The sequence below is a fragment of the Kitasatospora sp. NPDC036993 genome (genome assembly GCF_055607525.1).
Genome location: NZ_JBVJRP010000001.1, coordinates 615983 through 641723 on the forward strand (window position 1 = coordinate 615983; position 25741 = coordinate 641723).

Below are 25741 nucleotides of genomic sequence, written 5' to 3' on the forward strand. Positions count from 1 at the left end.
ATGGGCCAGGCCGGGACCGCGAACCCCGGCCGCCCACACCAAGGAGACGACGACGATGCTGCTCAGGCTGCCTCTGGACCTTCCCATTACCGCGCTGCGGGTCGGTGACCTTCGCGGATTCCTGGGGGTTATGCCCGACGAGCTGCTGGTCGTCGCGGACTGCCCCGGGCAGGGCGGCCCCGGCCGTACCCCGATCGGCTGGCCGGTGAAGGCGACGGTGCGCGACGAGTCCGGACGCCGCGTGCCGGTGATCGCCCTGCCCCAGGTCGGCCTTGACGACGGGCATGCCATGACGGTGGCCAGCCTGTACGGCCGCCTCGCGGATCTGCCCGCAGACGCGACCACGGTGACGGTCTGGGAGGTCGAGGACGGCCCCCGCCAGACCACGATCGGCATCCCCGAGTTCGGCGACCTCGTCGACGAGGCCTCCGGGCTCACCATCCGGGCGGTCGTCCTGCCCGCCGAACTCACCGGCGCGACCGGCACGGCGTACGACGAGATCGCCTACAGCCTCGGCTGGGAGTAGCCCAACACGCCAGCGCCTGGGCAGGCACCCTAGGAACGTTCCTAGGATGCCTGCCCAGGCGTGACCGTTGACGGCCACCGACTCGCGTGAGCCGGTGGCCGTCGTGCAGGCCGGCGATGGCCGGCGTCCGGCCGTGGGCCTGCTACCGCTGTCGGAGCAGCGACCACAGCACCGGGCCGGTGAGCCCGACGAGCGCTGCGGTGGCCATCGGCCACCCAACCTGGTTGTGCAGGCTCGCAGTGGTCAGGGCGCCGTGGCCGCAGACCGCGAGGTCCCGCCAGGTCACCGGCCGGTCCGCCGCCGAAGACGCCGGGGAGCCTTTGAACTGTGTCATGATGGGCATCGTTCCCTTTCTGCTAATTCCATGCAGCACGACGGGAAATGCGGGCCACCCCCGGCATGGGGTGGCCCGCTCCGTTCGCACGATCCGTGCGCATCGAATCCTACGGACCATCAGGGGCCTTGCCAAATTACCGCCGTATCGCTGTGAATCTTCCCAGCTCAGCGTCCGCGAGGGCGCTTGGCGCGAAACTTGCCACCGAAACGAGTCGGGCCTTCTGGTCACTCCAGACCGTGCAAGCTTGCACGCTCGGGAGCTCCTGGCCGCATGCTGCACCCTCACATAAACAACCTCCATTTTGGCATGTCAGGACGCCCTTGAGGCGCGATAGTGCGCTAGTAGTACTAGTGAGAGAATTCCCGATCGCGCAGAAATCGAGTGAATTGCCCCGGCTGATTTCCGGGATCACTTCGAAGCTTTCTTTCGTTTTTCGGGAAAGATTTCACGTCTTCGAGCCTTGTGGGTCGAGATGGCCCTGGCCTCGACCTTTGACGATGTGGCGGTTTCAAATTCTGATTGTTTAGTTGCTACGGGGGGACTTTCTTGCAGCCGGCGAAAGGGCTGTGGAGGCGTGCCTCGGAGGGCTGCTGTCACCGTGGGAGAGCCTTTGGTGTGTCGTTCGACGTACGGTCGGGCCTGTGAGTAGTCGCCGCGGTCGCCGTCCCGCTCTCGACCCGGAGGTGGAGAAGCGGCTGCTCGACGCCGTTCGGGCGGGTGTGCCGGTCAGCGACGCGGCACCGATGGCCGGCATTCATCCCAGCACCGTGTACCGGTGGCTGGAGCGCGGGGAGCGGGAGCAGCAGCGGCGGGAGGCCGGCCTGCGGGCCCGGGCCGGGGAGCAGTCGTTCTGCGAGTTCCGCGACAGGTTCACGCGCGCGCGCAGCGAGGGCAAGGCCCAGCTGGTGCTGCTCGTGCGGAAGGCGGCGAGCGGCGGCCACGTGGTGCGCGAGCGTACCCGGACGGTGCGTGACCCGGAGACGGGCGAGCGGGTCGTGCAGACCGAGCGCGACTTCGCCCAACCGGACTGGCGGGCCGCCCAGTTCCTGCTCGCGTGCCTGGCACCGGAGACGTTCGGCCGGGCGGCGCAGGCTCGGATCGAGCTGGCGCCGGCGGGCGGCGAGCTGCCGGCGGCCTCGGCGGACCAGGGGGCCGGGGTCGAGCGGCTGGCGGCCCGGCTGGCCAAGATCCGGGAGGACTTCGCGGCGGAGCTGGAGGAGGACGCCACGGTGGTCGACGCGGAGCTGGTGGACGGCCCGGAGGGCTGAGGCGGCAGTCCGCAGGCCCGGCGGACCGGCCGGATCCGGCCGGGGTGGCCCAGGTGTCCGAACGGGTCGAAACCTATCAACTCCTCTGCCCAATAAGGATGTTGTCTGCTCTGGAACCCTTGGCGAGTGTGGGCGCAGTTGGGTCGAAGGGGCCCAAAGTGGACAGGGGAGCCCACATGGCGAGCAAGGACGTTGAGCTCGGCCGCGCGACGGCCGTGGTGGCCGAGCGGGTCGTCGCAGAGCTTGCGGCGGCCAACCGCGTGCTGAACAGCGCTGGCCTCGGCCAGCTGCCGGACTACGCGATCAACGGGGGCATCGTGCTGAGCGGCATCCCGCAGGACGTGCTGAACCTGTACGAGGTGCGGCAGTCGGCCACCCTGGCCGCGCTGTGGCGACTGTGGGCGAAGGGCAAGAGTGTCGCGGCGATCCACCCCGACATGGCTTCTGAACTGGCGACGTACCGGCTCGGCATACTGCCGGGTGAACTCTTCCGCAACCTCGGACGAATCCCGAACATCATGGTCGTCTTCGCCGAGCCGCCCGCGATGCAGGTCAGCGTCGGCGGGACAGGGCCGGGGCGGCTGCTGGCGATCCTCTTCTGTGGGCGCGTCAACCCGGACAAGCTGCTGTGCCTCACCAGCGACCACCGCATGGACGAGGTCGCCGTAACCATGATCTGCGAGCCGCTGGCCGAGGACGGTACCCCGCTGCCTCCACCAGCCGGCGGGACGACACCTGTGCTGGAGTACTGCCACCTGTCGATCCCCGCCCGGGCAGGTGAGAGGTTCACCGTCGAGGAGATGGCCGTGAGGCTGGCGCGCAAGGCCGGTCGGACGGAACCGACCACGGCAGAGCGGGCGCTGGCGACCCGGGCGTTGCAGGTCGCCGTCTATCTGTGCTCCTCGAAGGCGGACCTCGTTCGGCCGGTGCCGCGAGGCAAGAGTGCCAAACCCGGCAAGCAACGGCGATGGAGCAAGCCGGACAGCTTCCTGCGCCTCGGCTGGCGGCTCGGCCCGCGCCTCAAGGAGGCCAGGGTACGAGCTGAGGAGGCGAGGCGCAGCGCTCCCAAGGGCGGCGGCAAGGGTGCGGCGGGCGGCTGGAGGCAGTACACCCATCAGCGGGCCGGGCACATGAGGACCATTTGGTACGGGCCGGGCAAGACGCTCTCCGATTCGCGGTTGATCGAGCCGTACTGGGTTTCGGAGGACCTGCTGAACGCGGATGGGGAAGCCCCTGAAGGCATCATCCGGCCTGTGAGGTAAGGGTGTTGTCCGCTTCTGGCGGTGGTGGGGAGGGTGGAGGGGTCCGCCAGCACCAAGGGCCCCTGCTCCTTGCGGGGGCACGCGGTTCCGGGGCCACCTGCGGGCCCGGAACCGGCCCGGTCCCGGTGCAGGCGGACCAGCCGTTGCCGAGCCCCGCCGCGAACGGGGCCCCTGGAGGACACGATGCCCAACCCGACCCTGCCCGACCTGCCGCCCGGCCTCGCGAAGCGACCGCGCGACCCGCGGCGAGGCCTGCCGATCCCCGTCGTCAACGAGCGCCCCGACGGCACTGCCGACTTCATCGTCATCAACGGCGGGAAGGCCATGCGGATGGCCTGCCTGCACTGGTGCTCGCTGTGCGGGCTTCCGCTGGATGGCCCGGCCGCGTTCCTCGGCGGCCCGGCGTCGGCGAAGAGCGGCTACTACTCCGACCCGCCGATGCACGAGGACTGCGCGCAGGCCGCGCTCACGCTGTGCCCGCACATTGCCCTGCCCCACGCCCGTCGAGCGAGCGAGCGACGGGTCTCGGACGAGGTGTCCGTGCCGGTCGGGTTCACGTTGGAGCGGCCCGAGGGATGGGTGATGGTCATCGCGACCAGCTACTACGTGGGGATCACACCGGCCGAGGGGGGAGGCTCGGTCCCGCTGTTCATCGTGGACGATCGGCAGCGAGAGCGCCGATTCGTCTACACCGACGGCGTGTTGACCGAACAGGGCGTGAACTGACGGCGCGACCTTAACGACTGGCCCGGCCTAGCGTCCCGGCACACCAACCACCCGACCTGGGGAGGAAACCGTGCCGACCACCAACCGGGCCGACCGTGGGCGGGAGGCGAGCCGATGAAGCTCGTCTCCCGCTCCGAGTGGGGCGCCGCCGCGCCCACCGGCTCCTACACCCGCATCGGCTCAACCCGCGGTGTCAAGATCCACTACGAGGGCGACTCGGTCCCCGGCGGTCTGCTGGGCGACCACGGCCGGTGCGCCGGCCACGTGCGCGACATCCAGCGCTCGCACATCAACGATCCGAAGGAAGACTGGATCGACATCGCGTACTCGTTCATGGTGTGCCCGCACGGGTACGTCTTCGAGGGGCGTGGCCTCGGCCGCAGGAACGGGGCGAACGGCAACCCGGCGCTGAACGGCGCGCACTACGCGGTCTGCGCGATGGTCGGCACCTCGGGCATCACCTCGCCGACCGACGCGATGCTCGGCGGCCTGGTCGACGCCATCGAGTACTGCCGGGCGCAGGGCGGCGCCGGCAGCGAGGTCCGCGGTCACAAGGACGGCTATCCGACGTTGTGCCCGGGGGACGAGCTGTACGCGTGGGTGCAGCGCGGCGCCCACCGGCCCGGCGGCGGAGGCGGTGGCGGGACGCCCGCGCCCGATCCGTCGGGCGACAGCGCCGGCGTCTACACCGTGCAGGGCGGCGACACCCTCAGTGCCATCGCCGGGCGGTTCGAGACCAGCGTGGCGCAGCTGGTGGCACTCAATGGCATCGCCAACCCGGACCTGATCCAGGCCGGCCAGCAGCTCCAGGTGCCGGCTCCGTCGTTCCCGGGGCGAGAGCACTTCGTGCTGGGTGCGCACAGTTCCTACGCCCGCCAGTTGCAGGGCTGGCTCCAAGCGGGCGACTGGGGCCCGCCCTACCGGGTCGGGCCGAGCGAGGACATGGAGCAGCTGGACCTCCAGAAGGTCGCGGCGCTCCAGCAGCACTACGTGGGCGACCTCGGGCCGGCGGACGGGCTGACCGGGCCTTTGACGTGGCTGTACGCCTACCAGACGGCTCACGGGCTGCGGGGCAGGTAGGGGTCAACTCGGTTGTGGGGCGGGCGCTTTGAGTGTCCGCCCCGAACTGAAAGTTACTTGAGTCTTCTTATTTGACTTGAGTCTGTTTTGTGCGAGGCTGGTCCTGCCAGCCGGGGACCGCGAACCCCCGGCCCGACGAAGGAGATAGCCCGATGACGAACGAGACCACCCCCGCCGAGGCCCCCACCGTGGACGGAGCCCGCCGCCCTCGCCGGACGGTGACCCTACGCCTCGACCTGCGGACCCTGGCGGCCCTCGGTCTGGCCGGGGCCGGGTTCATCACCGGCACGCTGGTGATGAGCCGCCCGGCGGCCACCCCGGTCCCCGGTGCCCAGCCCGCCCAGGCCCCGGCCGTGCCGAGCCTGACGGCCACCCCGGTGCAGCTGGGCACCGAGACCCCGACCGCCCCCGCGCTCCCGGCCCTGACCCCCGCGCTGCCGACCCTGGCCCCCACGCTGGAGACCGCCCCGGCCGCGCTGGCCGTCCCGGTGGCGTCCGAGCTGAGCCCGGCCCCGGCCCTGCCGTCGCAGCCCGGCGAGCAGAGCACCCCGGCCCCCGTCCCGACCGTGACCGTCACGGTCACCCACGTGCAGACCGCCCCGTCCGTCGGGGCCCCGTCCCCGACCGGCGGCCCGAGCGCCTGCGTCCCCAACCCGTCCCCGTCCCCGTCCCCGACCGGTGAAGTCAGCCCGACCCCCGGACCGAACCCGAACCCGACCCCGACCAGCGTGCCGGTCACCCCCGGGCGCCCGACCCCCAGTCACTGACCCCGCCTGACCGGCCCCGCCCCGGCGGGGCCGGTCAGCCCCCCCGCCCGAAAGGACACCGCCCATGCGCGGCACCGCCCTGCTCGTCGGCTCCCTCCTCGCCGGACTGGTGCTCGGAAGCATCAGCGGCGCCGCCGTGGCCCGCAACGCCGACGGCCCTGCCCCGGTCCCGACCGTCACCACCTCCCAGCCCGCCGACCCCGGCTGCCCCGCCCCGGCCAAGCCCGCCGCGGGGTCGCCGCAGCCCTCCCCGGGCCCGACCCCGGCGCCCGCGCCCCGATCCGCGTAGGCACCCCGTAGACCCCCCGGGCCGGGCGACGTGACCGCACACCGTCCCCGGCCCGGGGTCCAACGCCGAACCCAGGAGCCAGACCCATGACCGTCAACAAGCGCGTCCTCATCGACCGCCTCGCCCCCGCGCTCGGAGGCCGGCAGCCTGCCGCCCGCGCCGTCGAGGCCGTCCTCGACGTCATCGTGCGCGCTGTCGTCGACGGCGAGCGCGTGTCCGTGACCGGCTTCGGCACCTTCCAGGCCGTCGAGGTTGCGAGCCGGAGCGCCCGCAACCCCCAGACCGGGGGCAGGGTCGTCGTGCCGGCCAGCCGCATCCCGCGCTTCCGCGCCCACGAGCGCTTCCGCGATTTCGCCGACGGCCGCCGCGAGATGCCGCAGGAGGGCAGCGTGACCCGCAAGGACCCCAAGGGCACCTACACCTCGAGGGGAGATGCGGCGTGAACTGCCTCGCGGCCCGACTTGCTGCCCTGGTCGCCCAGTTCGAGCCCGAGCCCCCCATCCCGTATGTCCTGCGCCGCGACGTCGATGTGTCCGGCGTCTCCGGTACGGGCGTGGTGGCCGAGGGCGTCATCTTCTCGGCCGTCGCCAAGTCCAGAGGGGTCACCCGCTGGCGCGGCGAGCGCGGCGCCACCGTCGCCTGGGACCACGCCCGGGACATCGAGCCGATTCACGGGCACGGCGGCGCGACCCACGTCGTCCTGCTGCCGGTGCCGGCCATGCTCGCCGCGCTCGCGGGCGTCGCCGAACTCGGGGGGCAGCGGGGCGGCGACGAGTGGGCGCGGGGCTGGAACGAGGCGCTGCGCGCGGTCCACGGCCTGGTCGAACGGGCCCTGGAGCCGCATCTGGTCGCAGCCGAGGAGCACGCAAGCCCCAGTCAATGAACGTGAGTCTTCTTTCTTGACCTAGGTCTATTTATACGGGAGGCTGATACCGCCAGCCGGGGACCGCGAACCCCCGGCCCGACCTAGGAGAGACCGACCATGGCCTTCAGCAACGGAACCCACCCGCCCCTGGCCGACGGAACGACCGTGGAGTACCTCGGGCCGGTGGAGTCCCTGCACCACCGGGTGCTCACCACCCGACGCGGCACGAGCACCTGCGACACATACACCGACGAGACCGGCGCGCAGCAGCACCTGTACGACCTGCTCGACGGCGATGAGCTGGTGCTGAGCCACGTGCACCCGAACGACCTCATGGACTGGACCCCGCCGACGGACGAGAACGGGCAACTGCTCGACCCCTTCTCCCCGGAGCACGGCTAGCCCGAAGGGCCCGGCGGCAGGGACCACCCTGCCGCCGGGCCCGAGCCGCCCGCCCGTCCCGTCACCAGACCAGGAGCACACGGTGGAACCGACCAGGGTCATCTACCACGGCAGCAAGACCGAACTGCACGGCCGCATCTTCACCGTCACCACCAACGAGGACTGCGCCGGGCACCCCGGCGGACCCTTCGGCGAACTCGAAGAGTGCATCGTCCTCCTCACCCCAGACGGAAGCGGCCTCCAGCACGTCCACCCCCGCAGCTTCACCGTCCTCGCCCCAGACGGGGACCCGCTCCACCGTGACGCCCAGGACGGCGACTGGACATGGGTGCCTCGCCTCGGTGAAGTCCGCTTCGCCTACGCCGAAGCCACCTCCAGCCCGTGGACCCTGTGGGTCCACTACTACGCCTTCACCGGTCGCTGGATCATCCTGTCCGAGCGGGTGCACCGCGACGACCGCACCGCCAAGCGCTCCCGCTACAGCTCCCCGCGCGACGTCCTCACCTGGCGCATCCACGTTGCCCTGGACGACCTCGCCGCCGACCGCAACCACGCCATCACCGACGCCTACGAGCGCTGCGCCGACCGCTTGGAACAGCGCATGCAGGAACTCGAACTCGGCACGCCCGATCTGCCGCGCGCCGGCCACCCTGCCGCAAGCCACTGAGAGGACCCCATGCGCGTCTTCACCGCCACCACCTACCAGGACGACGGCCAGGCCGTCACCCCGGTGAGCATCGCCCTCCTGCGCGAGGACGGCGCCTCCTACTACGCCATCGACGGCTCGATCGGGCGCGTCCGTCTCCACCCCACCCAGATCATCGGCCCCGGCCTCGTCCACCTGCCGTGGTGCGACGGCCGCCTGGACCGCCGCGACCCGAACGTGCGCGGCCGCGACCGGCTCGCCAGCGAGCTCCACTGGTTCCTCAAGGACACCCCCAGCCCCGTGCTGTGGTCGTGGCGAGGGGACACCGACCACCTGGTCCTCGCGCGGATGTGCCGCCGCCTGGGCGCGCTGCCCGCCGCCGTACCGGACTGGATCGGCAGCCTCTGCCAGGAGGCCCACCGTCTCGCCGTGTCTCCTCGGGACCTGCCCCGGTGGCCGCACCGCATGGACCACCCCATGGAGACCGCCCGCCACTTCCAGCGCATCGCCCGGTGCCTGGACGCCGCAGCCGCCGCCGATCCCCGCGAGCTGGACGCTGCCCACCGGGGCGGTGGCCGGTGAACATCTCCAACCACGCCACCCTGATCGGCAGCCTGCTGCAAGGCCCGGAGCTGTACCAGCCGCCCGACTGGGGCGTCGCCAAGGCGACGTTCACCATCCTGCAGCGCCCGCGGCTCGCCAAGCCCGGCCAGCCGCGAGACCCGCACGCCAGAGAGCTGACCGTGCGCTGCGTCGCCTGGCGGGACCTCGCGCACAAGGCGGCGCAGACCCTGAGGGCGAACGACCGGGTCATCGTGGTCGGGCAGCTCACCCAGCGCGTGCACCAGCCGCCCGACGAGAGCGCCCGCCTGCTGGTCGAACTGACCGTCGAGGCGATCGGCACCCTGCTGTAGAGCCCGTGCCCGCGCCCTGCCCCGCAGGGCGCGGGCACGCCGCGCTGTTCGCCAGCCCCCGCCGCTCCCTGGTACACATAGACGACCCCCGGCCCGGCCGGACCACAGCCCGAAGGAGAGCACCGATGAGCGGCAAGGAGCCGGCCGCGACGCCGAAGCGCAGCAAGCCGCGCCGTACGGCGACGAGCCCCGGCGAGCGACTCGCAGCCGCTGCCCAGGAGCTCCAAGCCGCACTGGCGGCCGTCGAGGACGCCGGCCTCGGCTCGATGGACCTCCTCGACCAGCTGCGCGGGCCGCTTGCCGTGATCGACGACACCGCCACGAAGATGCGCGAGATGCGCCTCGAGGGCGTCCTCGCCGCCTACCCCGACCGGGCCGTGCCGGTCTTCCAGATCTCCGACGCCTCCGGGCTGTCCGCCGCCCTCGTCACCCGGTACGCCAAGCAGGCCGGGCTGGAACCGCGCAACCGCAGCCGCCGCGAGAGCAGCTAGCCGCCGGCCAGGGCGCGCAGCTCGCTGCGCAGCTCGCCGAGCAGGTCGCGGTCGCCTCGGTGCGCCCGGTCGGCCTCGCGGGCTTCCTGCTCCCACGTGGCCAGCTCGTCGTCGTCCATGAACTCCCAAGGGGCGGTGGTGGCGGCGATGCCGAGGCGGTACTCGTCCGGCTCATGGTCTTCGCCGTCGGCGAGCTTGCCGACTTTGCGCAGGATCTCCTCTTCGCGCCCCCTCCGCTCCAGCAGCGCGTCGAGAGAGCCGTCCACGCATCCGTAGCTGGTGACGCGTACGGGCGGTGCAGGCCGGGTCCTCGCCTCGATGGAGTCGCGGATCTCCTCCAACCGCTGCCAGTTGTCGGGGGCCTGGCCTGGTCGGTTCCCCGCGGCAGAGTCGAAGGCCGTGAGCAGCGCTGCCAGCTGCTCACGGGTCGGCAGGACTTGCCCGGCCAGGACCAGGCGCACGGTGCTCTTCGGCACCCGGTGCCCGCGCTCGTCCGACCGTTGTTCAAGGAATCGGAGGGACGGCTGTCCGGCCCGCGCCCGCGCCCGCCTCAGCTCCAGCCCGAGATTCCCCAGGGTGTGCTTGCGGCGGCGCTTCTCGGCTCGAAATGCGGCGATGGGGCGGCGGCGGTCGTCTTCAAGGAGACGGCGGACGGACGGTGCCTGTTCTTCGGCCAGCGGGGCGGAGCGCTGGATGGCCGCCGCCGCCCACCGGTAATGGATTTTCTGCTCAGCCCGGCGCCGTGCGCGCGGGTCGGTGGGGTCCGCGGCTGCACGGGCGAACGCGAGAACGGTGCCGAGCCGGGGGAGCCGGTGGCCGGCGGCGGCCTGGCTGAGGGTGGAGGCCCCCTTCGGCTCGCCGTAGGCCTTGGTGCGTTTGGCGAGCCCGGCGTAGGTGAGGCCGCTGGCCGCCTTCAGCTCGCGCAGCGCGACGGCCAGCGCGTGCAGGGGCAGAGCGGCGTCTGTCGGTACCGGGTTGGCGCGGCGCCCCATGATCAGCCGGCCCGCCTGTCGAGCTGGCCGCCGCAGGCGTGCCCGCGGGTGAGCAAGCCGCTGGAGGCGGTCGCCATCACGAACAGCGCGTCCGGAACGGGCGTGCCGGTCAGGGCCAGGACGGCGAGGACCACGACCAGAGAGGCGAGGAACAGGGCTTCGGGACCGGACAGGCCGCTCTGGGCGAGGACGTTGGCGGGGGCGGGCAGGCGTTTCATGCGGATCTCCTGGGGCGGCGCGCCACAAGGCTGGGCGCCAGGCTGCGGATGGTGGATCAACTCGCCAGCTGTGGTGGGCGGTTGCCTAGTCGATTCTCCGGCTCGCGCGCGGTGCGTGGCTACTTGGGTCCCGGCGCGCAGTCAAGGGACGCCGGATGCCTCGGAAATTTGGCGAGGCTCTGACCTGCTGCTTCTGCGACTTTGATCCGTTGCTGTTCAGGAGCTTGGGGTGCGCGGTGGGCCATGGCGAGGTGTGGCGGTGAGGCCGGTCGGCCGCCGGCGCCGCGATGTCGGCGCACCGTCCGGCCGGTGCGGAAGTGCCCGAACTTCGTGGCTCGAAGGGTGTGCCCAAGGTCGCCCGCCCAGCAATAGACTGAAGTCAAGAAAGCAGACGGAAGTCAGCTTCGTTGCCCGCCCGGACCGCGAATCCGGGCAGACCTCACAGGAGAACCCCATGCGCGACAGCGACGTCATCACCGGCCGGGCCGACCTCGGCGCCATCGACAACACCACCGGCGAGGCCGCCTTCTACTCCCACCGCCAGCCCGCCTGGCACGGCCTCGGCACCGTCACCAAGGACGCCAAGACCAGCGACGAGGTCCTTTACCTCGCCAAGCTGGACTGGCAGGTCGAGAAGCTGCCGATCCTGCCGATGAACAAGGGCAAGCTCGGCAAGAAGATCCCCAACCGCTTCGCCACCGTCCGCACCGACACCGGCGACTGGGTCGGCGGCCTCGTCGGCAACACCTGGACCCCCATCCAGAACCGGGAGGCGTTCGCCTTCCTGGATGAGCTGGTCGGCGGCGGCCACGTCACCTATGAGACCGCCGGTGCGCTCGACGGCGGCCGAGTCGTCTTCATGTCGATCGCCTCGCCGAGCATCACCATCGACCCCGAGGGTGCGGGCGACCGCATCGACCTGTACACCCTCTTCGCCAACAGTCACGACGGCCGCTCCGCCGCCGTCGCCGTCGAGACCCCGGTCCGGGCGGTGTGCACCAACACCCTCGACATGGCCGTCGATGCGGCCCAGCGCGTCTGGAAGGTCCGCCACACCGTCGATGCCCTTGACCGGCTGGAGGAGGCCCGGCGCACCCTCGGCTTCACCGAGCGCTACGCCGCCGCGCTTGAGGCCGAGGCCACCCAGCTCTTCCAGGCCGCGATGACCAACCAGGAGTTCGACCGGCTGATCTCCACGCTGTGGACGACCCCGGCCGACGGTGCGCGCAAGCACATCGTCGCCGCCCACGAGGAGCGCCGCGACCGGCTGCACCACCTCTTCGCCGAGGCCGACACCCAGGACAACATCCGGGGCACCCGGTGGGCCGCCCTCCAGGCAGTCATCGAGTACGAGGACTACTACCGCACCGTCAAGACCCCCGAGGCCCTGACCGAGCAGGAGCACCGCGCCAACCTCGCGATGACGACCCTGCTGCACGACCAGAAGAGCCCGCTCAAGGACACGGCGAAGACCCTGCTGCTCCTCGCGGCGTGACCCGGCGGCCGGGGGCCCACGGGCCCCCGGCCGACCGTAGCCGCTTCACGTCACTCCGGCCGCGCCGCCCGTCGGCGCGGCCCCACCCCCTGGAACGAGGAACAGCCATGTCCGACAGCAACAACAGCCCCTACGTCCTCGAGACGGCCGACCTGGCCGACTTCGTCGCCGACGCGCTCGGACGCGAACCGGCCGGGCGGATCGTCGTCGCCGAGTTCGGCGAGCCCTTGGGGGTGTACCTCGCGGACATCCCGGAGGACCCGCACCTCTGGTCGTCCTTCGCCCGGGCGTTCATCGGCGACGTCGCCGGGATGCCGGCCACCAGTCGCGGGCAGCGCGGCGTCGCGCTCCTCGTCTTCGCCCGCGAGGGCCACGGCCTCGAGGACGTCGACTCCTACACCGCCGTCTGGCGCCACCTCGCCACCGCGTGCGCGCGGTACGGCCTGGCCGTGCTCGAAGCCCAGTTCGTCACCCCCGCCCGCTGGTGGCCCCTGCCCGCCGACCTGTCCACCGGCGCCCCCGCTCCGGGAACGCCCCGCGCCGCCGAGCGGCCGACGGCTGACGGGCGCCCCGCAGACGGGGCGCAGGGCGCCGCAGATGTGGTGGCCGACGCCGTGAGCGCCTTCGCGCGGGAGCTGGAGGCCGGCCACGAGGCCACCAAGCAGAGCCTCAAACCGTTGCTCGCCGCCGTGCTGACCGGCCGCCGCGACGTCGAGGAGCTGACCGACTCGGAGGCGGCGCAGCTGCTTCTCGCGGTCCAGAACAGGGACGTCCTGCACGAGGCCTCGATGTACTGCGAGCCCGACGAGGTGAAGCGGGCGGTGCCGCTGTGGTCGCGCGTCGCCCGCCTGTGCGTCGACCCCTACCGTCGCATGGCCGCCGCGCCGCTCACACTCCTCGGCGCCGCGTTGCTGCTCGACGGCGACGTGCCGGCGGCCGGGGGCGCACTGCTTCTGGCGCTGGAGGTCGCGCCGGGGGACGAGCAGGCGCAGGCGCTGCGGGGGCTGGTCTCCCTGGCCGAGCTCGACCAGGTCATCGGCACGCCGGTGGGCGCGGCGGAGTCGTTGAGGACCTCGCTTCGTGAGCGCCGCGAGCAGTAGCCGGACGCTGCGGTGTCGCCCGGGTGCCCGTCCCTGTGGGGGCGGGTACCCGGGCCCGGACCCGGCTGCGCCCCAATCCGGAGGGCTTGGGGTGTGCCCAACGGATGCGCTCTCAAATAGACTTAAGTCAAGAAAGAAGACGAAAGTCCTCTTCTGTTGCCGCTCCGGACCGCGAATCCGGACCCAACCCTGATAGGGACCCATGACCGACAAGCTGCACCCCCTGTTCAGCACCGAAGGCCGCGTCGACCTGCTGCCGCACCTCTTCGGCCACCACCCCCAGGCCAGCGCGCCCATCGAGCCTGCCCCGATGGCCTCGGCCCTCGACACCGCCGTGCGCGCCATGCACGCCCAGATCCGCTCCGAAGGCCACCAGAGCGTCGTGGACGACACGATCGCCCTGCTGACCGCCACCATCGCCGACCCGGCCACCAGCGTCCGCAACGCCAACGGCATCCCCGACGACCTCGTCGCCAGCCTGCTGCTCGGCATCCAGTACGCGGACGTGTACAACGCCGGACTCGAACACTGCGAGGACCACGAGCTGACCGTCACACGAGGCCTGTGGCTGGTTCTCGCCAGCCGCTGCCCCGCCGCCTACGCCGACCACGCCGCCGCCCCGCTCACCCTCTACGCCTTCACGACCTGGGCACTCGGCGACGACACCATGGCCCGGCTCGCGATCCAGGCCGCCCAACGCTGCCTGCCGGGCTACGAGCCGTCGACGTCCCTGCTGCGCATCCTCAACATCGGCCTCACCTTCGGCCACCTGAAGAGCCACCTGCGCGAGCAGCGCATGGCCCGGACCGGTCTCGCCACCAGCTGACCCGCCCCCGGCAGGGGCCGCGCCCGGCGGTCCCTGCCCCGCCCGGACCGATCACGAACAGGGAGACCCCCTTGACCATCCACACGGTGCCCGCCTTCGACGTCCGCAACCCCGCGCAGGCCGCCGAAGCGCTGCCCTACCTCCTGAGCTTCCAGCCCGACGGCCCCGACGGCATGGTGTTCCTCCTCGCCTACGACACCATGGCCGACCGGCCCACCTTCAGCCAGAAGTTCGACCTGCCCGACGGTGACGAAATCCCGAACGAGGACGCGCACCACATGATGCACAGCACGCTGCACCGCCTCGACAAGTTCGCCACCGGGCCGACGTCCGTCCTGCTGTACGTGTGCCCGAAGCCGGACGACGCGAGCGACGGTCACGCCGCCATGATCCGACACCAGGCCCTCGCGGACGCGCTCCTGCTGTCCGCCGAGGCCCACGGCATCGAGACGCTCGCCGTCCTGTTCGTCACCACCACCCACTGGTGGGCCTACCACCACGACAACCCCAGCTACCGCAGCGAGGGAATGCCCGTGTACGGCCCCGACAACCCGGGCGTCGTCACCATGAACGCCCTTAACGTCGGTATCCCCACACCCCCGAGCCACGCCGCGATCGCTGCTGCCTTCGACCCCGTCGGGGGAACGGAGGCGAAGGCCCATCAGATCGCGCTCCGGCACGCGGTCGGCGAGCGGGCCGACCGGGTGCAGGCCAGCAGCTTCGACGCCGAGACCGACCGGCTCGCGGCGGTCCTCGACCGGTTGCTGCTCGATGGGGGAGACGGCACCCCGCTGGAAGACCTGACCGTGGACCAGACGGCAGAGCTGATCGTCGGGCTGCGCAACCGGGACCTGAGGGACATCGCGCTCGGCTACATCGAACCGAACGAGCTCCCGCGCGCCAGGGAGCTGTGGGTGCTGCTGGCCCGCCGCTGCACCAGTGCCACCTCGACGTTCGTCGTCCCGCCCCTGACGCTCGCCGCGTTCACCGCCGCCGTCGCCGGGGAAGTCCCGGCCGCGCTCATCCCCCTCGTACGGGCACGGAAGGCCGACCCGCGCTACCTTCTGGCCGAACTCCTGATGGAGCAGATCGTGACGGGCTCCATGGACGGCATCGTTGACATGGTCCGGCAGGAGCGCGAAGAGCGCCTGCGCGACCGCAATAACTGACCGCCCGGCCGGGGTGGGCGCCGAGCGCCCACCCCGGCTCCGGCCCGTACAGCCCTTTCCACCGACAGCAGGGGGACACCGTGAGGGACAGCCGACCGCAGACCGAGCCCGACGACGACCCGGCGCCGGCCGTCGCCGACCCCGCCACCGGGGAGGTACGAGTCCTCGCCCGCCTGTGCGACACCTGCATCTACCGCCCGGGCAACTTGATGTACCTCGCCCCCGGCCGCGTCCGGCAGCTCGCCGACGAGGCCCTCGCCGCCGGCGGACACATCGTCTGCCACTCGACCCTGCCCGCCCTCGCCCCGCCCGGCACGAAGGGCGCGATCTGCCGCGGCTTTGCCAACGCCCACGGCCGCGCCATCCTCGCGCTGCGCCTCGGCGCCGCCTTCGGCCGCATCGTCGAGGTGCCGCCGCCGGCGAAGCGGGCGTGAACCAGGCGGTGCGCCCGATGCCCGTGCGCAACCGCGGAACGCCGCAGGACAGTTCGGGAGCCCGATCTCCCGAGGGGGAGTACAGGCAAGCCCACCACTCGATACGGTGGCATTCCGTAGCGGAACGGATACTGAAGCCGGGGGCCCGGGTGAAGGCCAGCAGCATCACGTTCGGGAAGTTCATCGCGCTGCGCCGCACGGCGAAGGGCTGGACGCAGCTGCGCCTGGCCCACGAGCTGAACCGCAGCGAGGACTGGATGTCCCAGGTCGAACGCGACATCCAGCGGGTCGAGGACTTGGCGCTGCTGCGGCGCCTCGCCGAGGCGCTGGGCAGAGACCTCGGCGAACTGACGGCCCTGCCGCAGCCTGCTGCCGATCGGCCAAGATCCCGCGCCCGGAAGCCGGCCTCGGCTACGCTGGCGAGCACTTCCGCTGCCGAGGAGGACGATGTGCGCCGCCGCCCGTTCCTGACCCTGGCCACTGCCGCACTCGTCGCCTCCGCCTCCGGCCCGCAGGCCGCGCGCGCCGCGGAGACGGCCCCACTGAGCGGGCTGGAGGATTTCCTGCTCTACGGGGCGGCCCGGATTCCGGCACCCCGCGGCGAACCGACCCACGAGTCCGTCGCCGCCTCGCTCCTGACGTCCAGTCGCGAGTTCAAGGCAGCCCAGTACAACGCCCTCGCCAAGGCACTGCCGGGACGGATCGCCGCTGCCCAGATGGTCGGCAGTAGCGAAGGACGGGCCCGCAACGTCGCCCAGCTCTACAACCTCGCCGTCCGGCTGTGCATCAAGATCGGCGACAACAACCTGGTGGCCATCACCGCCGACCGCGCGCTCACCGCCGCCCGCGGCGGCGGCGACCCCCTCGTGGTCGCCGAGGCCCAACGGATGGTCTCCAGCTCCTGGCGCCGCCAGGGCAGCCTGGCCCGCGCGACCGACATCGTCGTGGTCGCCGCCGAAGACCTCCTCGCCGACACCACGGTGCCCGAGACCGCCCGACTGGCCTTGCGAGGCGACCTGTACGCCACCGCCGCCTACACCGCCGCGAAATCCGGCGACCGCGCCTACGCCCACGCCCTGATCCGGGAAGCCGCGGACAGCGCCGCAGCCGCCGGCCGAACCTCCGGCCTGGTGGACGGCATTCAGGGCGTCGCCCTGCACGAGCTGTCCGTGCACTACGAGCTCGGCGACGCCGGAAAGGCGATCGAACTGGCCTCCACGATCGACCCGGCCGCCCTGCCGACCGCCGAGCGGCAGGCTCGCTTCTTCACCGACGTCGCCCGCGCGTTCGACCAGTGGGGCAAACCCGAACAGTGCTTCAAGGCCCTGCTGGCGGCCGAGGAGGCCGCCCCGCAGGAGATCCACCGAGGCGCCGTCCGGGGCCTGGCCGGCGGCTTGCTGAGGCACGACCGAAAGCTGCCCGGCGTACGGGACTTCGCCCAGCGTGCGGGCGTGCGGATCATCTGACCCGTAGCCGCACTACGGCCCGTAGCCCGACTACGGATTCGGCCCCCGGCCCGGCAGTTCACTGGGAACGTCCGCACATCCCACTCGCCGCCGAAGGCCTCCCATGCCCAAGCACAGCACCTCCCTGAACGCCGCCCGCGCCAGGCACGCCGCCGCGCCGGAGGGACGGTTCGACGCCCTCTTCACCGGCCTGTGGGCCGCCCTGCACCTGCCGGTCATCGTGCTGCTCGCCTTCGCCGTTGACCACCAGCCCAGCACCGGTGCCCAGCCGCCGACGGTGGCCGTCGAGCCCGACCGGCTCACCCCCTAGGAGCCCCCTGTGCACAGTCGCACCCTGGCCTCCCTCACCGCCCTGCGCCTCGGCGGTCCCACCGGCGACACCCTGACCATCTCCGACCCCAGCGACTGGCCGGACCTTGTCCACGCCATCGACCGTCACGACCAGGGCGCCCCCCTGACGCTCGGTCACGGCAGCAACGTCATCGCCTCCGATGCCGGACACCCCGGCACCGTCGCCGTCATCAACACCCGAGGCATCACCACGAAGCGGGTGGACGAGAGCACGGTCGCCGTCACGGTGAACGCCGGCCATCCGCTCACCGATCTCGCCGCCTGGGCCGTCACCGAACACCTCGCCGGGATCGAATGCCTGGCTGGCATACCCGGCACCACCGGCGCCGCCCCCGTCCAGAACACCGGAGCGTACGGGCAGCAGACCTCCGACACCCTGCACCACCTGTGCGCCTGGGACTGGCACGCCGGACGCGTGCGGACCCTCCCCGCCCGGGCATGCCGCCTCGGTCACCGCCGAAGCCGTTTCCAGCAGGAGCCCGGCCGCTGGACCATCCTGACCGCGACCTTCCACCTCACCCGCGCCGACACCGCCGCACCAATCACGTGCCGACGCCTCGCCAACGGACTCGGCGTCCCGGTCGGCACTCGGCCCCCGCTTGCCGAGACCACCGCGGCCGTCCTCGCCGACCGCCGCCATCGAGGGCTGCTCCTCGACTCGGACGGTCCCGACGTCCGTCAGGTCGGCTCCGCTTTCCTCGACCCGCCAGTCACGTCCGGCCAGGCCGCCCGGTGGTCCGCCGCCGGATGCCCCGTCCACGCCGGCATCGACGGCCGCTGGCGAATGAGCGCCGGCTGGCTGCTCGAACTCATCGGCTGCCACCCCGGACACCGGATCGCCGACGGCATCCACTGCTCGGAGCGACGCACCCTGGCCATCACGGTCCGCGGCGAGACCACGGCCACGACCTTCGCCCAGGTTCTCGCCGACCTGGCGGCGCTGGTGGACGCCAACACCGGGATCAGCCTGCGTCCCGAGCCCGTCCGCGTCGGCCAGTGGCCCCCGTAGGTCCCGCACCCCGGGGCGCCATCGCGAAGCGACGATCCAACTACCAGGAACCGCAGGCAACTTGGTGTGCCCATCCGTTGGGCTCTCGGAGAGGCTGGGGTGGTGGGGCCGCCAAGAACCCCACCACCCCCAACCGTCGCAGGGATCGATCCCCGCACGACCGAAGGCCACCATGCCCACACAGCCGAAACCCGCCGATGCCGAAATCGTCACGGCCGCCCGCGACCGGCACCGCCAAGCCGCGGCCGACACCAATCTCGGTCCCACCGCCCGCCGCTACCACCAGCACGCCGCCTGCGGCTACCACTGGGCGCTCCAAGCCCTCGGCACCCCGAAGGCCGACCGCCACCTCGGCTACGCCCACGCCTACGCCGAGCAGGCCGCCCACCACGCGCCCGCCACCAGCCGGTGGACGCTCATTCTGCCCGGCCCGTTCTGCGACTGGCTGACCGCGCGCGGACTGTTGCCCGACGACTTCACCGGCGACGAACCCACCGACCGGGTGCTCCTCGCCTACCGCGCCGGCGTCCCGCACCGCATCGACGCCTCCAGCTGGAGCCTGACGATCCCGGCGTACGACCCCGCCGCGATGCACGAGCTCACCCAGCTCGCGGCGCGCTTCGCCGAGCACTGCTCGTGCGGAAACCCCCACACGCCTGCCCAGGCCCGTGCCGCGATCGCGCTCACCGACCGGCTCGAAGACCTCGCCCAGCGCATGCTGCACGCCACCAACTGACACCCGGCCGGGCCGCCCACCGACCCGGCCCCACCTCTCCCAGGACCACCATGCCGATCCGCCGACCGATCCTCGCGCCCACCGCTCCCGCCCCCTACCGGCGCCCCGACCCGGCCCGCGCCTTCCACGACGCGCTGCTCCGCGAGGCCGAAGCCGAAGCAGCCCTCGCGGCCACCGCCCACGAACTCCTCGCCACCCACCTGCGAGTCCATGCCTCCGAGACCACCGCCATCGAGATCGAGTCCACTCTCACCTCCGACCGCATCCACGCCCTGTGGGCGGACCCCCACCACCGGCGCCCGACCTCTCTACAACTCTGGCGCCGCACCCCCACGCTGTCCGGCGAACCGGCCTGGCTGTACAAGGCGGAACGACTGCTACCCGACGTGCTCCTGGGGACGAACATCCCCCTCGTCAAGCTCGCCGGCGAGCACCCGAACCGCATCCTCCTCACCCTTCCGGCCCCGGACGTGGCCGCCGCCCTCACCTCCCGCATCCGCCGAGCCTTCCCGCAGGCGACCGCGCTCCTGCTCAGTCTCGACACCCGTCCACGCTCCATCACCGTCCAAGTGACCAACATCGTCGGTCCCGACGGCATCTCCCTGCACGCGATCCCCAACGAACACGACCCGGCTGCGCCACCCACCCAGACGTGGTGGCGGCTCAACAAGGAGCACGTCCTCCGAGCCGTCCGCCACCTGTGGACCCACCCCGACCACCGGGCCCGCCACTTCCAGGACCAAGGCCACCACACCCTGATGTGGAACCAGGGCCTTCAGGCGCTCGTTCTACCCGCCACCCCGGCCCTGACCGGGTCCGCCAACACCTGACGCCCTGGCGGGCCCGTAGAAGCCCTCGGGCCCGCCAGGGCGAAGGATTCAGTAGCGCACGAGAGGTCCTTGAGTACCTCACCGAGAGTTCGGCCGGGAGGCGTCCGTGTCCAACGAACCCGAGGTCCCGGTCTCGAGCGGATCTTAAGCCACTGGGAGTCCTCGGCCGCGCCCCGCCCCCCTTCAATGGCTGGGCTGTCTGCAATCGCCGCCTTCCGCTGAGGCGCGACTCGATCGGACCATCCTGGGCGCCTCGTGCGGCGACGGCCGCACGAGGCGCCGCAGCCCTCGACCATCGGACTGCCTTCGACGGGCACTCCGGCATCGGGTGGGTCGGGCGAACGGCTGCGGAGCCGACTGCTCGGCACCGGGCGGAGGCTACGTGCGGGGACGGCCCGTCAGAGCGGTCCACGCACGCGCGAGGTCGATCTGTTCACCGCGCGAAGGCGGGGTGGGTGCCCGCGATGCACTTCTCCAGGGCGTCGACGGCGCGGTCGATGTCGGCGGTGGTGTTCAGGATGCCCGGTGCGAAACGGACGGCACTGCTGCGGTATGGAGTCTGGCCTGCCATGACTTTGTCGCGTTCGAGGGCAGCGACGACGTTCGCGGGGTCCTGGCCGGAGACGTCGAAGCAGATCATGCCCGAGCGTGTCCCGGAGTCGGCCGGCGTCCGGATGCGGACGCCTTCGAGTTCCGCGAGTCTGGCACGGCAGTAGGTGTTCAGCTCGGAGATGCGGGCGGCCACGCGTTCCTTGCCGAGCTGCTCCTGGAACTCGAAGGCCTCGGCGAGGGCCCAGCGGTGCTCGTACGCGGGGAACCCTCCGGGGCTGCACAGTCGTGCCCGCGGTGCCTCGTCTTCCGGTACGCGGCCGAGGTACCAGGGCCAGAACACCTCGACATCGAACGAGGTCATGATGGGCTCGACCGCCGCCCAGCCCTTCTCGCTGCCCCAGACCACCCCGGTGCCCCGGGGGCCGAACATCCACTTGTGACATCCAGAGACAATGAAGTCGCAGGCCAGATCAGCCACTTCGAAGTCCTCCACACCCATGGCGTGGACCGCGTCAACGCAGACGATGATCTGTCGGTCCGCCGGCCTCGGCGCGTTAACCTCGGCGACCGCCCTGCCGATCCGGGCGAGCGGCAGCTTCACGCCGGTGCCGGAGTGGACCCAGGTCAGCGCCAGGACCCGGGTGTTCTCGCGGAGCTCGCGGGCCACGGCGGCCACCATCTCGTCGGCCGTCGCTTCCGGTGCGTTCCGGTAGAGGCTGATGACCCGGTGGCCGGCTCCGCTGGCCGCTGCTTTGAAACGCAGCAGCTCGGAGGAGGCGTAGTGCTCGTGGGTGGTGCTGAGGATCTCGTCGCCCGGGCCGAGTCGGACCCCGCTGAAGACGACGGCGAGGCCGGCGGTGGTGCTCTCGGTGAGGGCTATTGAGTCCGGATCCGCTCCCAGGTACGCCTCTGCCCTCTCCAGGACGCGGCGCACGTTGGAATCGCGCTCATGGAAGTGGAGGGCAGGGTTGCGGTCCAGGGCGTCGCGGTGGCGCTCGATGGCTTCGCGCACCGCGCGGGGCTGGGGGGCGAGCATCGACAGCGCGAGGTGGACGTAGTCGGGGTCGAGTCTGAACTGGGCGCGCGCCCAGTCCCAGACGGTGGGGCCGGCCGGGGGCACCGGCGGGTGGTCGGGCGGTTCGGCGAACGTCATGTGACTCCCTGTGGTGGGCCGGACGCCGGTCACGGCCTCCGGTGGGCAACGATGTAGGTCACCGGCACGGGCAGCACGACGCGGTCGGGGTCCAGGCTGCGGGCGCCGGCTTCGGCCGCGATGGCGTCCCGGTGCTTCTGCCGCTGAGGGAGGGGTATACGCTCCCACAGCAGCCGCATGCCGTGCGACCAGGTCCACTGCACGAAGGCGGCGGTGGTCCCCGCGGTGACGCGGGCCTGCTCATGGTGGATGTCGGCCGTGGAGAACCCGGCTGCCAGCAGGTCCGCCTCCGCCCGGCGGGGGCCGCCGAGCGCCTCCCCGTAGGGGTAGATGCCACTGCCGCTGTCGTACTCCGCGCACATCCGTGCGATGGAGGACAGGCCGAAGACCTCCGGCTCGGGTTCACGGACGGTCGTGGGCACGGCCAGGGCCAGCCGGCCGCCGGGGCGGAGCAGCCGGTGGTAGGTACGGAACGCGGCCGCGGGGTTGGGCAGCATGTGGACGCTCATGCTGCCCGTGATCACGTCGAAGCTCCCCTCGGGGAAGGCGGGCTGCTGGCCGTCCATCACGATCGCGCGGACGCGGGCGCAGCCCGCCCGGTGCGCGTCGTCGTTGGCGGCCTCGACCATGGCCGGGGCCAGGTCGAGGCCGACGACGGTTCCGGTCGGTCCGACGGCTCGCGCGGCGGGGAACAGCACCGCTCCCCGCCCGCAACCGACGTCGAGGACCGCTTCTCCGGGGGCGGCGGACGAGAGCCGGACCAGCCGTTCACCGACCGGGGCAAAGAACTCCACGCCCGTGCGGTCGTAGTCGGCCGCAAGGGTGTCGAACACCGCGTGGGCGCTGTTCGGGGGACGTCGTCGGTCGACCACGGTTCGGCTCCTCCGCTCAGATCCGCTCGTCCTGGACGCACCGCGTTTCCGCGTCCATCGCTCCGAACACCTCGTCGTGCAGGTCCCGCAGCAGCGGTCCGTCGGGCCGGCGGGTGCCGTTCAGGAGCCCGAGAGCCCCTGCCCCGGCGAAGAGGTCCCCGGTCTCCCGCAGTCCGTAGCGGGCGAGCACGGCCCGGACCGGCTCCGGGTAGCGCTCGGTACGGATCGGTGACGGCGCCACCGGCGGGGTGGGTGATCCGCCACCGGCCGCCATGCGCTCGATCACGCCGGCCAGCCCCCGTACGGACCTCTCGTAGGTGGCCCACTCGGGCACCCCGTCGGGCGGCGGCTGCTCGCGGTCGAGGACCTTCCGGCAGACCTCGGCGAAGTGCTCGTCGTCCATGCGGGCGAACTCGTACGGGTTGGCCTGGGGCTGGGCCAGGTACTCGACGTCGGCCAGTCCGCCCTGTTCGTCGCCGATGAAGTAGGGGAAGCCGTCCCATCGGGGCACGACGACGGGCACCCCGCAGGCCAGCGCCTCCAGGGGAGACTTCCCGTAGGTCTCGAAGATGCTGGTGGCGCCCGAGACGAACAGGTCGGCGGCGTTGTAGAGGTCGACGGTCTGTTCCTTCTCCAGGCGGTGGAAGAGGACGACGTCGCGCAGCCGGGCTGCCAGCCGGTTGTAGTACGGGGGATCGATGTGGGTCACCGACATCGCCAGCAGGACGCGGGGGTCCTCGGCGCGCAGCCGCTCGTACCCGGCCAGCAGCGGCTCGAGCCCCTTGTCGTTCATGAACCGGCCGGTGTAGAGCAGGATGCTCCGGTCCGGCGGGAGCCCCAGTCGGCTCCTGCTCTCCGCCTTGTCCTTCCTGCGGTAGACGTCCTTGATGCCGAACGTGCAGACGGCGGCCGCCCGGATGCCCGTGATGTGCTCGTAGGCCCGCTGGGCGTTGCGCGAGCCGCAGACGACCAGGTCGTCCGGGTGCGGATGTTCGGCGATCAGCAGGAAGTAGAAGAGGATGTGGAGCGGATAGGGGTTGGTGTGCGGGATCATGAGCGCCGGGCACCGGTACCCGTCACGGCGCATCAGGTACAGCAGCGGCAGCGCGTCGATGTACTCGGCCACGACCACGTCGATCGAGGAGAGGTCGCAGGAGGCCTTGAGCGCCTGGTAGATCTCCTCGAACCGCGCGGGGGTGTGTTCCTCCGGGGGCAGGAGCCTGATCCGGAAGAGGAACAGTTCGTTGCCCTGGCAGAAGTGACGCACGTCTTCGGCCGAGTCGGTGAGAGCGAGGATCTTCGCCATCGCCCGTCCCCTCCCCGGGTCAGCTCGCCGGCAGGGTCTCGAAGTACATCTGCGCGTCCTTGAGCCCGGACGAAGCGTCGCTCTTCTGCGCGAGCTGGGTCGACGCGATCACGCGCCGGACGCCCTCCCGGACATCGATCCCGTGCCGGAAGCCGAGGACGTTCTCCGCGCGGGTCACGTCGGCCCAGAGGCGCTCGGCGTAGATCGCGATCGGCACGTCCACGTGACTGGGCTCGATGGGCCGGCCCAGTTCCTCCCCGATGATCCGCAGGACCTCGTTGAACGTCGTCTCGATACCGGTGCCGACGTTGAACTCCTGGGTCGGCAGGTCGCTCTCCAGCGCGGTGCGGAAGGCCCGCCCCGCGTCCTCCACGTAGATGAAGTCCCTGGTCTGCTCGCCGGATCCCCACACGACGGGGATGGCGCCGTGGAGCACGGCCCAGACGAACAGGGAGATGACGTTGGCGTACCCGCCCTTGCTGAACTCGTCGTGGCCGTAGACGCTGAACGGCCGCATGCCAATGGCGGTGATGCCGTACCGCTGCGAGTACTGCCGCGCGACCTCCTCGTTCCACTTCTTGGACAGCGCCTTGAGGTCAGGCGGGTTGATCTCCATCCCCTCGGTGTAGGGCACCGGGTTGCCCTCGTAGACCGCGCTGGTGCTGGCGTAGACGAGCTTCTCGACGCTGTTGCGCCGCATCGACTCCAGCACGTTGAGGAAGCCGTGGGTGGTCACCGAGGCACCGTCGACCGGGTCCTCCTCGTACATCAGGAAGGACGACGGCGCGGCGAGGTGCACCACCGCGTCCTTCCCGCTGACGAGCTTGTTCAGCAGGCCGAGGTCGCGGGTGTCGCCCTGGACCCACTCCACGTGCTCCCGGATGTCGCCGGGTATGTGCTGCTGACCGCCGATCTTGTAGTTGTCGAGCGAGGTGATCGTGTAGCCGTCACCGATCATGCCGCGGATCATGTTGCGTCCGATGAAGCCGGCGCCTCCGGTGACCAGGATGTTCTTGGACATGGCGATTCCCTCCGGTTGTCGCGGTGCTTTTCGCTGTGGCCCGAACGGACGCAGCCGCTGCCGGAGCAGCGGCTGCGCGGTTATGGCGTGGCGTCAGCTGATCCTGACGAGCTGGTAGTCAGCTTCCTCCGCCGCTTCCGCGGCCGGGGCCCACTGGGTGCGCTCGGGGGCCCACGCCGTCACGGCCGGGGCCCACTGGGTGCGCTCGGGGGCCCACGCCGTCACGGCCGGGGCCCACTGGGTGCGCTCGGTTTGCATGATCACTCCATTCCCAGGACAAGGGAGTGAACCCCCGGCAGGTCGCATTTTCGTGCCTGCCATGGGCGAGAAATCTGCTCCATGGCGCACGAACCTGTCGACCCGTGGGGCCGAATCGAGGGCTTGTGGTCCGCTTTCACGGTTCTCCCGAGCCCTGCTTGGGTGCTGCGCCTCGATCTGAATGACAGGATGCAACGGCCTTGACCGGGAAATCAATACCCAAAAGCAAATGCGACAGGTGAAGCGGATGTGGCCCGTCTGGCGCGAGTGACCGGTTTGCCGAATGCGGCTGGGGTCCGCCGTTGCCAGTTCGACGGGGAAGTGCTTGACTGGCCGCCGATCCCCTCGACTGCGAACGAATCCTCCTATAACTGGGGAGG

Annotated in this window: 32 protein-coding genes; 24 read left to right on the forward strand and 8 right to left on the reverse strand. The window is 71.5% G+C overall.

From position 1 onward, the window contains the following. Positions 1-130: 130 nt before the first annotated feature. Positions 131-526, forward strand: coding sequence for a hypothetical protein (locus tag ACZ7C5_RS02970; RefSeq protein WP_470321812.1), 396 nt, complete (start codon positions 131-133; stop codon positions 524-526). 142 nt (positions 527-668) lie between these two features. On the opposite strand, the gene ACZ7C5_RS02975 is transcribed toward ACZ7C5_RS02970, so the two are convergent. Then, on the reverse strand, positions 669-860 hold the full coding sequence (locus tag ACZ7C5_RS02975) for a hypothetical protein (protein ID WP_470321813.1): 192 nt from the start codon (positions 858-860) through the stop codon (positions 669-671). Between the two features lie 644 nt (positions 861-1504). On the opposite strand from ACZ7C5_RS02975, the gene ACZ7C5_RS02980 reads away from it, so the two are divergent. The 13 genes from ACZ7C5_RS02980 (at position 1505) to ACZ7C5_RS03040 (ending at position 9573) form a co-directional block, all read left to right on the forward strand. Then, positions 1505-2131 carry a helix-turn-helix domain-containing protein gene (locus tag ACZ7C5_RS02980; RefSeq protein WP_470321814.1) on the forward strand — a complete coding sequence of 209 codons (627 nt, stop codon included), beginning with the start codon at positions 1505-1507 and terminating at the stop codon, positions 2129-2131. 176 nt (positions 2132-2307) lie between these two features. Continuing rightward, on the forward strand, positions 2308-3393 hold the full coding sequence (locus tag ACZ7C5_RS02985) for an AcrVA2 family anti-CRISPR protein (RefSeq protein WP_470321815.1): 1086 nt from the start codon (positions 2308-2310) through the stop codon (positions 3391-3393). Positions 3394-3576: 183 nt separating this feature from the next. Then, positions 3577-4119: a hypothetical protein gene (locus ACZ7C5_RS02990; protein WP_470321816.1), complete on the forward strand. Its 543-nt coding sequence runs from the start codon at positions 3577-3579 to the stop codon at positions 4117-4119. 114 nt (positions 4120-4233) lie between these two features. Beyond that, the gene (locus ACZ7C5_RS02995; protein ID WP_470321817.1) at positions 4234-5199 is read left to right on the forward strand and encodes a LysM peptidoglycan-binding domain-containing protein; all 966 of its coding nucleotides are present in this window, start codon (positions 4234-4236) and stop codon (positions 5197-5199) included. A 152-nt stretch (positions 5200-5351) separates the two neighbouring features. After that, positions 5352-5966: a hypothetical protein gene (locus ACZ7C5_RS03000; RefSeq protein WP_470321818.1), complete on the forward strand. Its 615-nt coding sequence runs from the start codon at positions 5352-5354 to the stop codon at positions 5964-5966. Positions 5967-6030: 64 nt separating this feature from the next. Then, positions 6031-6255, forward strand: a complete 225-nt coding sequence (locus ACZ7C5_RS03005; protein ID WP_470321819.1) for a hypothetical protein — start codon at positions 6031-6033, stop codon at positions 6253-6255. Positions 6256-6341: 86 nt separating this feature from the next. Then, complete coding sequence (locus ACZ7C5_RS03010; protein WP_470321820.1) at positions 6342-6698, forward strand: HU family DNA-binding protein; 357 nt, start codon at positions 6342-6344, stop codon at positions 6696-6698. Next, entirely contained in the window at positions 6695-7138 is a 444-nt protein-coding gene (locus ACZ7C5_RS03015) for a hypothetical protein (protein WP_470321821.1), read from the forward strand. Before ACZ7C5_RS03010 ends, ACZ7C5_RS03015 begins: the two co-directional genes overlap by 4 nt. A 99-nt stretch (positions 7139-7237) precedes the next feature. Beyond that, positions 7238-7522: a hypothetical protein gene (locus tag ACZ7C5_RS03020; protein ID WP_470321822.1), complete on the forward strand. Its 285-nt coding sequence runs from the start codon at positions 7238-7240 to the stop codon at positions 7520-7522. 82 nt (positions 7523-7604) lie between these two features. After that, on the forward strand, positions 7605-8189 hold the full coding sequence (locus ACZ7C5_RS03025) for a hypothetical protein (protein ID WP_470321823.1): 585 nt from the start codon (positions 7605-7607) through the stop codon (positions 8187-8189). A 9-nt stretch (positions 8190-8198) separates the two neighbouring features. Beyond that, positions 8199-8750, forward strand: a complete 552-nt coding sequence (locus ACZ7C5_RS03030; protein ID WP_470321824.1) for a hypothetical protein — start codon at positions 8199-8201, stop codon at positions 8748-8750. Then, a complete protein-coding gene (locus ACZ7C5_RS03035) occupies positions 8747-9082 on the forward strand; it encodes a single-stranded DNA-binding protein (RefSeq protein WP_470321825.1) in 336 nt (111 codons plus the stop codon). Before ACZ7C5_RS03030 ends, ACZ7C5_RS03035 begins: the two co-directional genes overlap by 4 nt. A 125-nt stretch (positions 9083-9207) precedes the next feature. Next, entirely contained in the window at positions 9208-9573 is a 366-nt protein-coding gene (locus ACZ7C5_RS03040; protein WP_470321826.1) for a hypothetical protein, read from the forward strand. Here ACZ7C5_RS03040 and ACZ7C5_RS03045 read toward each other — a convergent pair. Both ACZ7C5_RS03045 and ACZ7C5_RS03050 read right to left on the reverse strand, forming a co-directional pair. Beyond that, positions 9570-10565, reverse strand: a complete 996-nt coding sequence (locus ACZ7C5_RS03045; RefSeq protein ID WP_470321827.1) for a hypothetical protein — start codon at positions 10563-10565, stop codon at positions 9570-9572. The two genes, ACZ7C5_RS03040 and ACZ7C5_RS03045, sit on opposite strands and share 4 nt — an antisense overlap. Before the next feature lie 2 nt (positions 10566-10567). Beyond that, positions 10568-10783, reverse strand: coding sequence for a hypothetical protein (locus tag ACZ7C5_RS03050; RefSeq protein WP_470321828.1), 216 nt, complete (start codon positions 10781-10783; stop codon positions 10568-10570). 454 nt (positions 10784-11237) lie between these two features. On the opposite strand from ACZ7C5_RS03050, the gene ACZ7C5_RS03055 reads away from it, so the two are divergent. The 10 genes from ACZ7C5_RS03055 (at position 11238) to ACZ7C5_RS03100 (ending at position 20199) form a co-directional block, all read left to right on the forward strand. Further along, entirely contained in the window at positions 11238-12278 is a 1041-nt protein-coding gene (locus ACZ7C5_RS03055; protein WP_470321829.1) for a DUF932 domain-containing protein, read from the forward strand. A 107-nt stretch (positions 12279-12385) separates the two neighbouring features. After that, a complete protein-coding gene (locus ACZ7C5_RS03060; protein WP_470321830.1) occupies positions 12386-13378 on the forward strand; it encodes a DUF4192 family protein in 993 nt (330 codons plus the stop codon). Between the two features lie 202 nt (positions 13379-13580). Next, positions 13581-14204: a DUF4192 family protein gene (locus tag ACZ7C5_RS03065; RefSeq protein ID WP_470321831.1), complete on the forward strand. Its 624-nt coding sequence runs from the start codon at positions 13581-13583 to the stop codon at positions 14202-14204. Positions 14205-14275: 71 nt separating this feature from the next. Then, positions 14276-15373, forward strand: a complete 1098-nt coding sequence (locus ACZ7C5_RS03070; RefSeq protein ID WP_470321832.1) for a DUF4192 domain-containing protein — start codon at positions 14276-14278, stop codon at positions 15371-15373. An 80-nt stretch (positions 15374-15453) separates the two neighbouring features. After that, positions 15454-15807, forward strand: coding sequence for a hypothetical protein (locus ACZ7C5_RS03075; protein ID WP_470321833.1), 354 nt, complete (start codon positions 15454-15456; stop codon positions 15805-15807). A gap of 149 nt (positions 15808-15956) precedes the next feature. After that, positions 15957-17273 (forward strand): helix-turn-helix domain-containing protein, encoded by a 1317-nt coding sequence (locus ACZ7C5_RS03080; protein ID WP_470321834.1) that lies wholly within the window; start codon positions 15957-15959, stop codon positions 17271-17273. Positions 17274-17376: 103 nt separating this feature from the next. After that, positions 17377-17583: a hypothetical protein gene (locus ACZ7C5_RS03085; RefSeq protein ID WP_470321835.1), complete on the forward strand. Its 207-nt coding sequence runs from the start codon at positions 17377-17379 to the stop codon at positions 17581-17583. 9 nt (positions 17584-17592) lie between these two features. Beyond that, positions 17593-18633 carry a UDP-N-acetylmuramate dehydrogenase gene (locus ACZ7C5_RS03090; protein ID WP_470321836.1) on the forward strand — a complete coding sequence of 347 codons (1041 nt, stop codon included), beginning with the start codon at positions 17593-17595 and terminating at the stop codon, positions 18631-18633. 172 nt (positions 18634-18805) lie between these two features. Continuing rightward, complete coding sequence (locus ACZ7C5_RS03095) at positions 18806-19369, forward strand: hypothetical protein (RefSeq protein ID WP_470321837.1); 564 nt, start codon at positions 18806-18808, stop codon at positions 19367-19369. 50 nt (positions 19370-19419) lie between these two features. After that, positions 19420-20199 carry a hypothetical protein gene (locus tag ACZ7C5_RS03100; protein ID WP_470321838.1) on the forward strand — a complete coding sequence of 260 codons (780 nt, stop codon included), beginning with the start codon at positions 19420-19422 and terminating at the stop codon, positions 20197-20199. Positions 20200-20632: 433 nt separating this feature from the next. Here ACZ7C5_RS03100 and ACZ7C5_RS03105 read toward each other — a convergent pair whose 3' ends face one another. From ACZ7C5_RS03105 to ACZ7C5_RS03125, 5 genes are all read right to left on the reverse strand, one after another. After that, positions 20633-21904, reverse strand: coding sequence for an aminotransferase class V-fold PLP-dependent enzyme (locus tag ACZ7C5_RS03105; protein ID WP_470321839.1), 1272 nt, complete (start codon positions 21902-21904; stop codon positions 20633-20635). A 29-nt stretch (positions 21905-21933) separates the two neighbouring features. Next, a complete protein-coding gene (locus ACZ7C5_RS03110; RefSeq protein ID WP_470321840.1) occupies positions 21934-22776 on the reverse strand; it encodes a class I SAM-dependent methyltransferase in 843 nt (280 codons plus the stop codon). 16 nt (positions 22777-22792) lie between these two features. After that, complete coding sequence (locus ACZ7C5_RS03115) at positions 22793-24082, reverse strand: glycosyltransferase family 4 protein (RefSeq protein WP_470321841.1); 1290 nt, start codon at positions 24080-24082, stop codon at positions 22793-22795. 19 nt (positions 24083-24101) lie between these two features. Continuing rightward, on the reverse strand, positions 24102-25103 hold the full coding sequence (locus tag ACZ7C5_RS03120) for an NAD-dependent epimerase/dehydratase family protein (protein WP_470321842.1): 1002 nt from the start codon (positions 25101-25103) through the stop codon (positions 24102-24104). Positions 25104-25196: 93 nt separating this feature from the next. Next, positions 25197-25361: a hypothetical protein gene (locus tag ACZ7C5_RS03125; protein WP_470321843.1), complete on the reverse strand. Its 165-nt coding sequence runs from the start codon at positions 25359-25361 to the stop codon at positions 25197-25199. Positions 25362-25741: the final 380 nt, after the last annotated feature.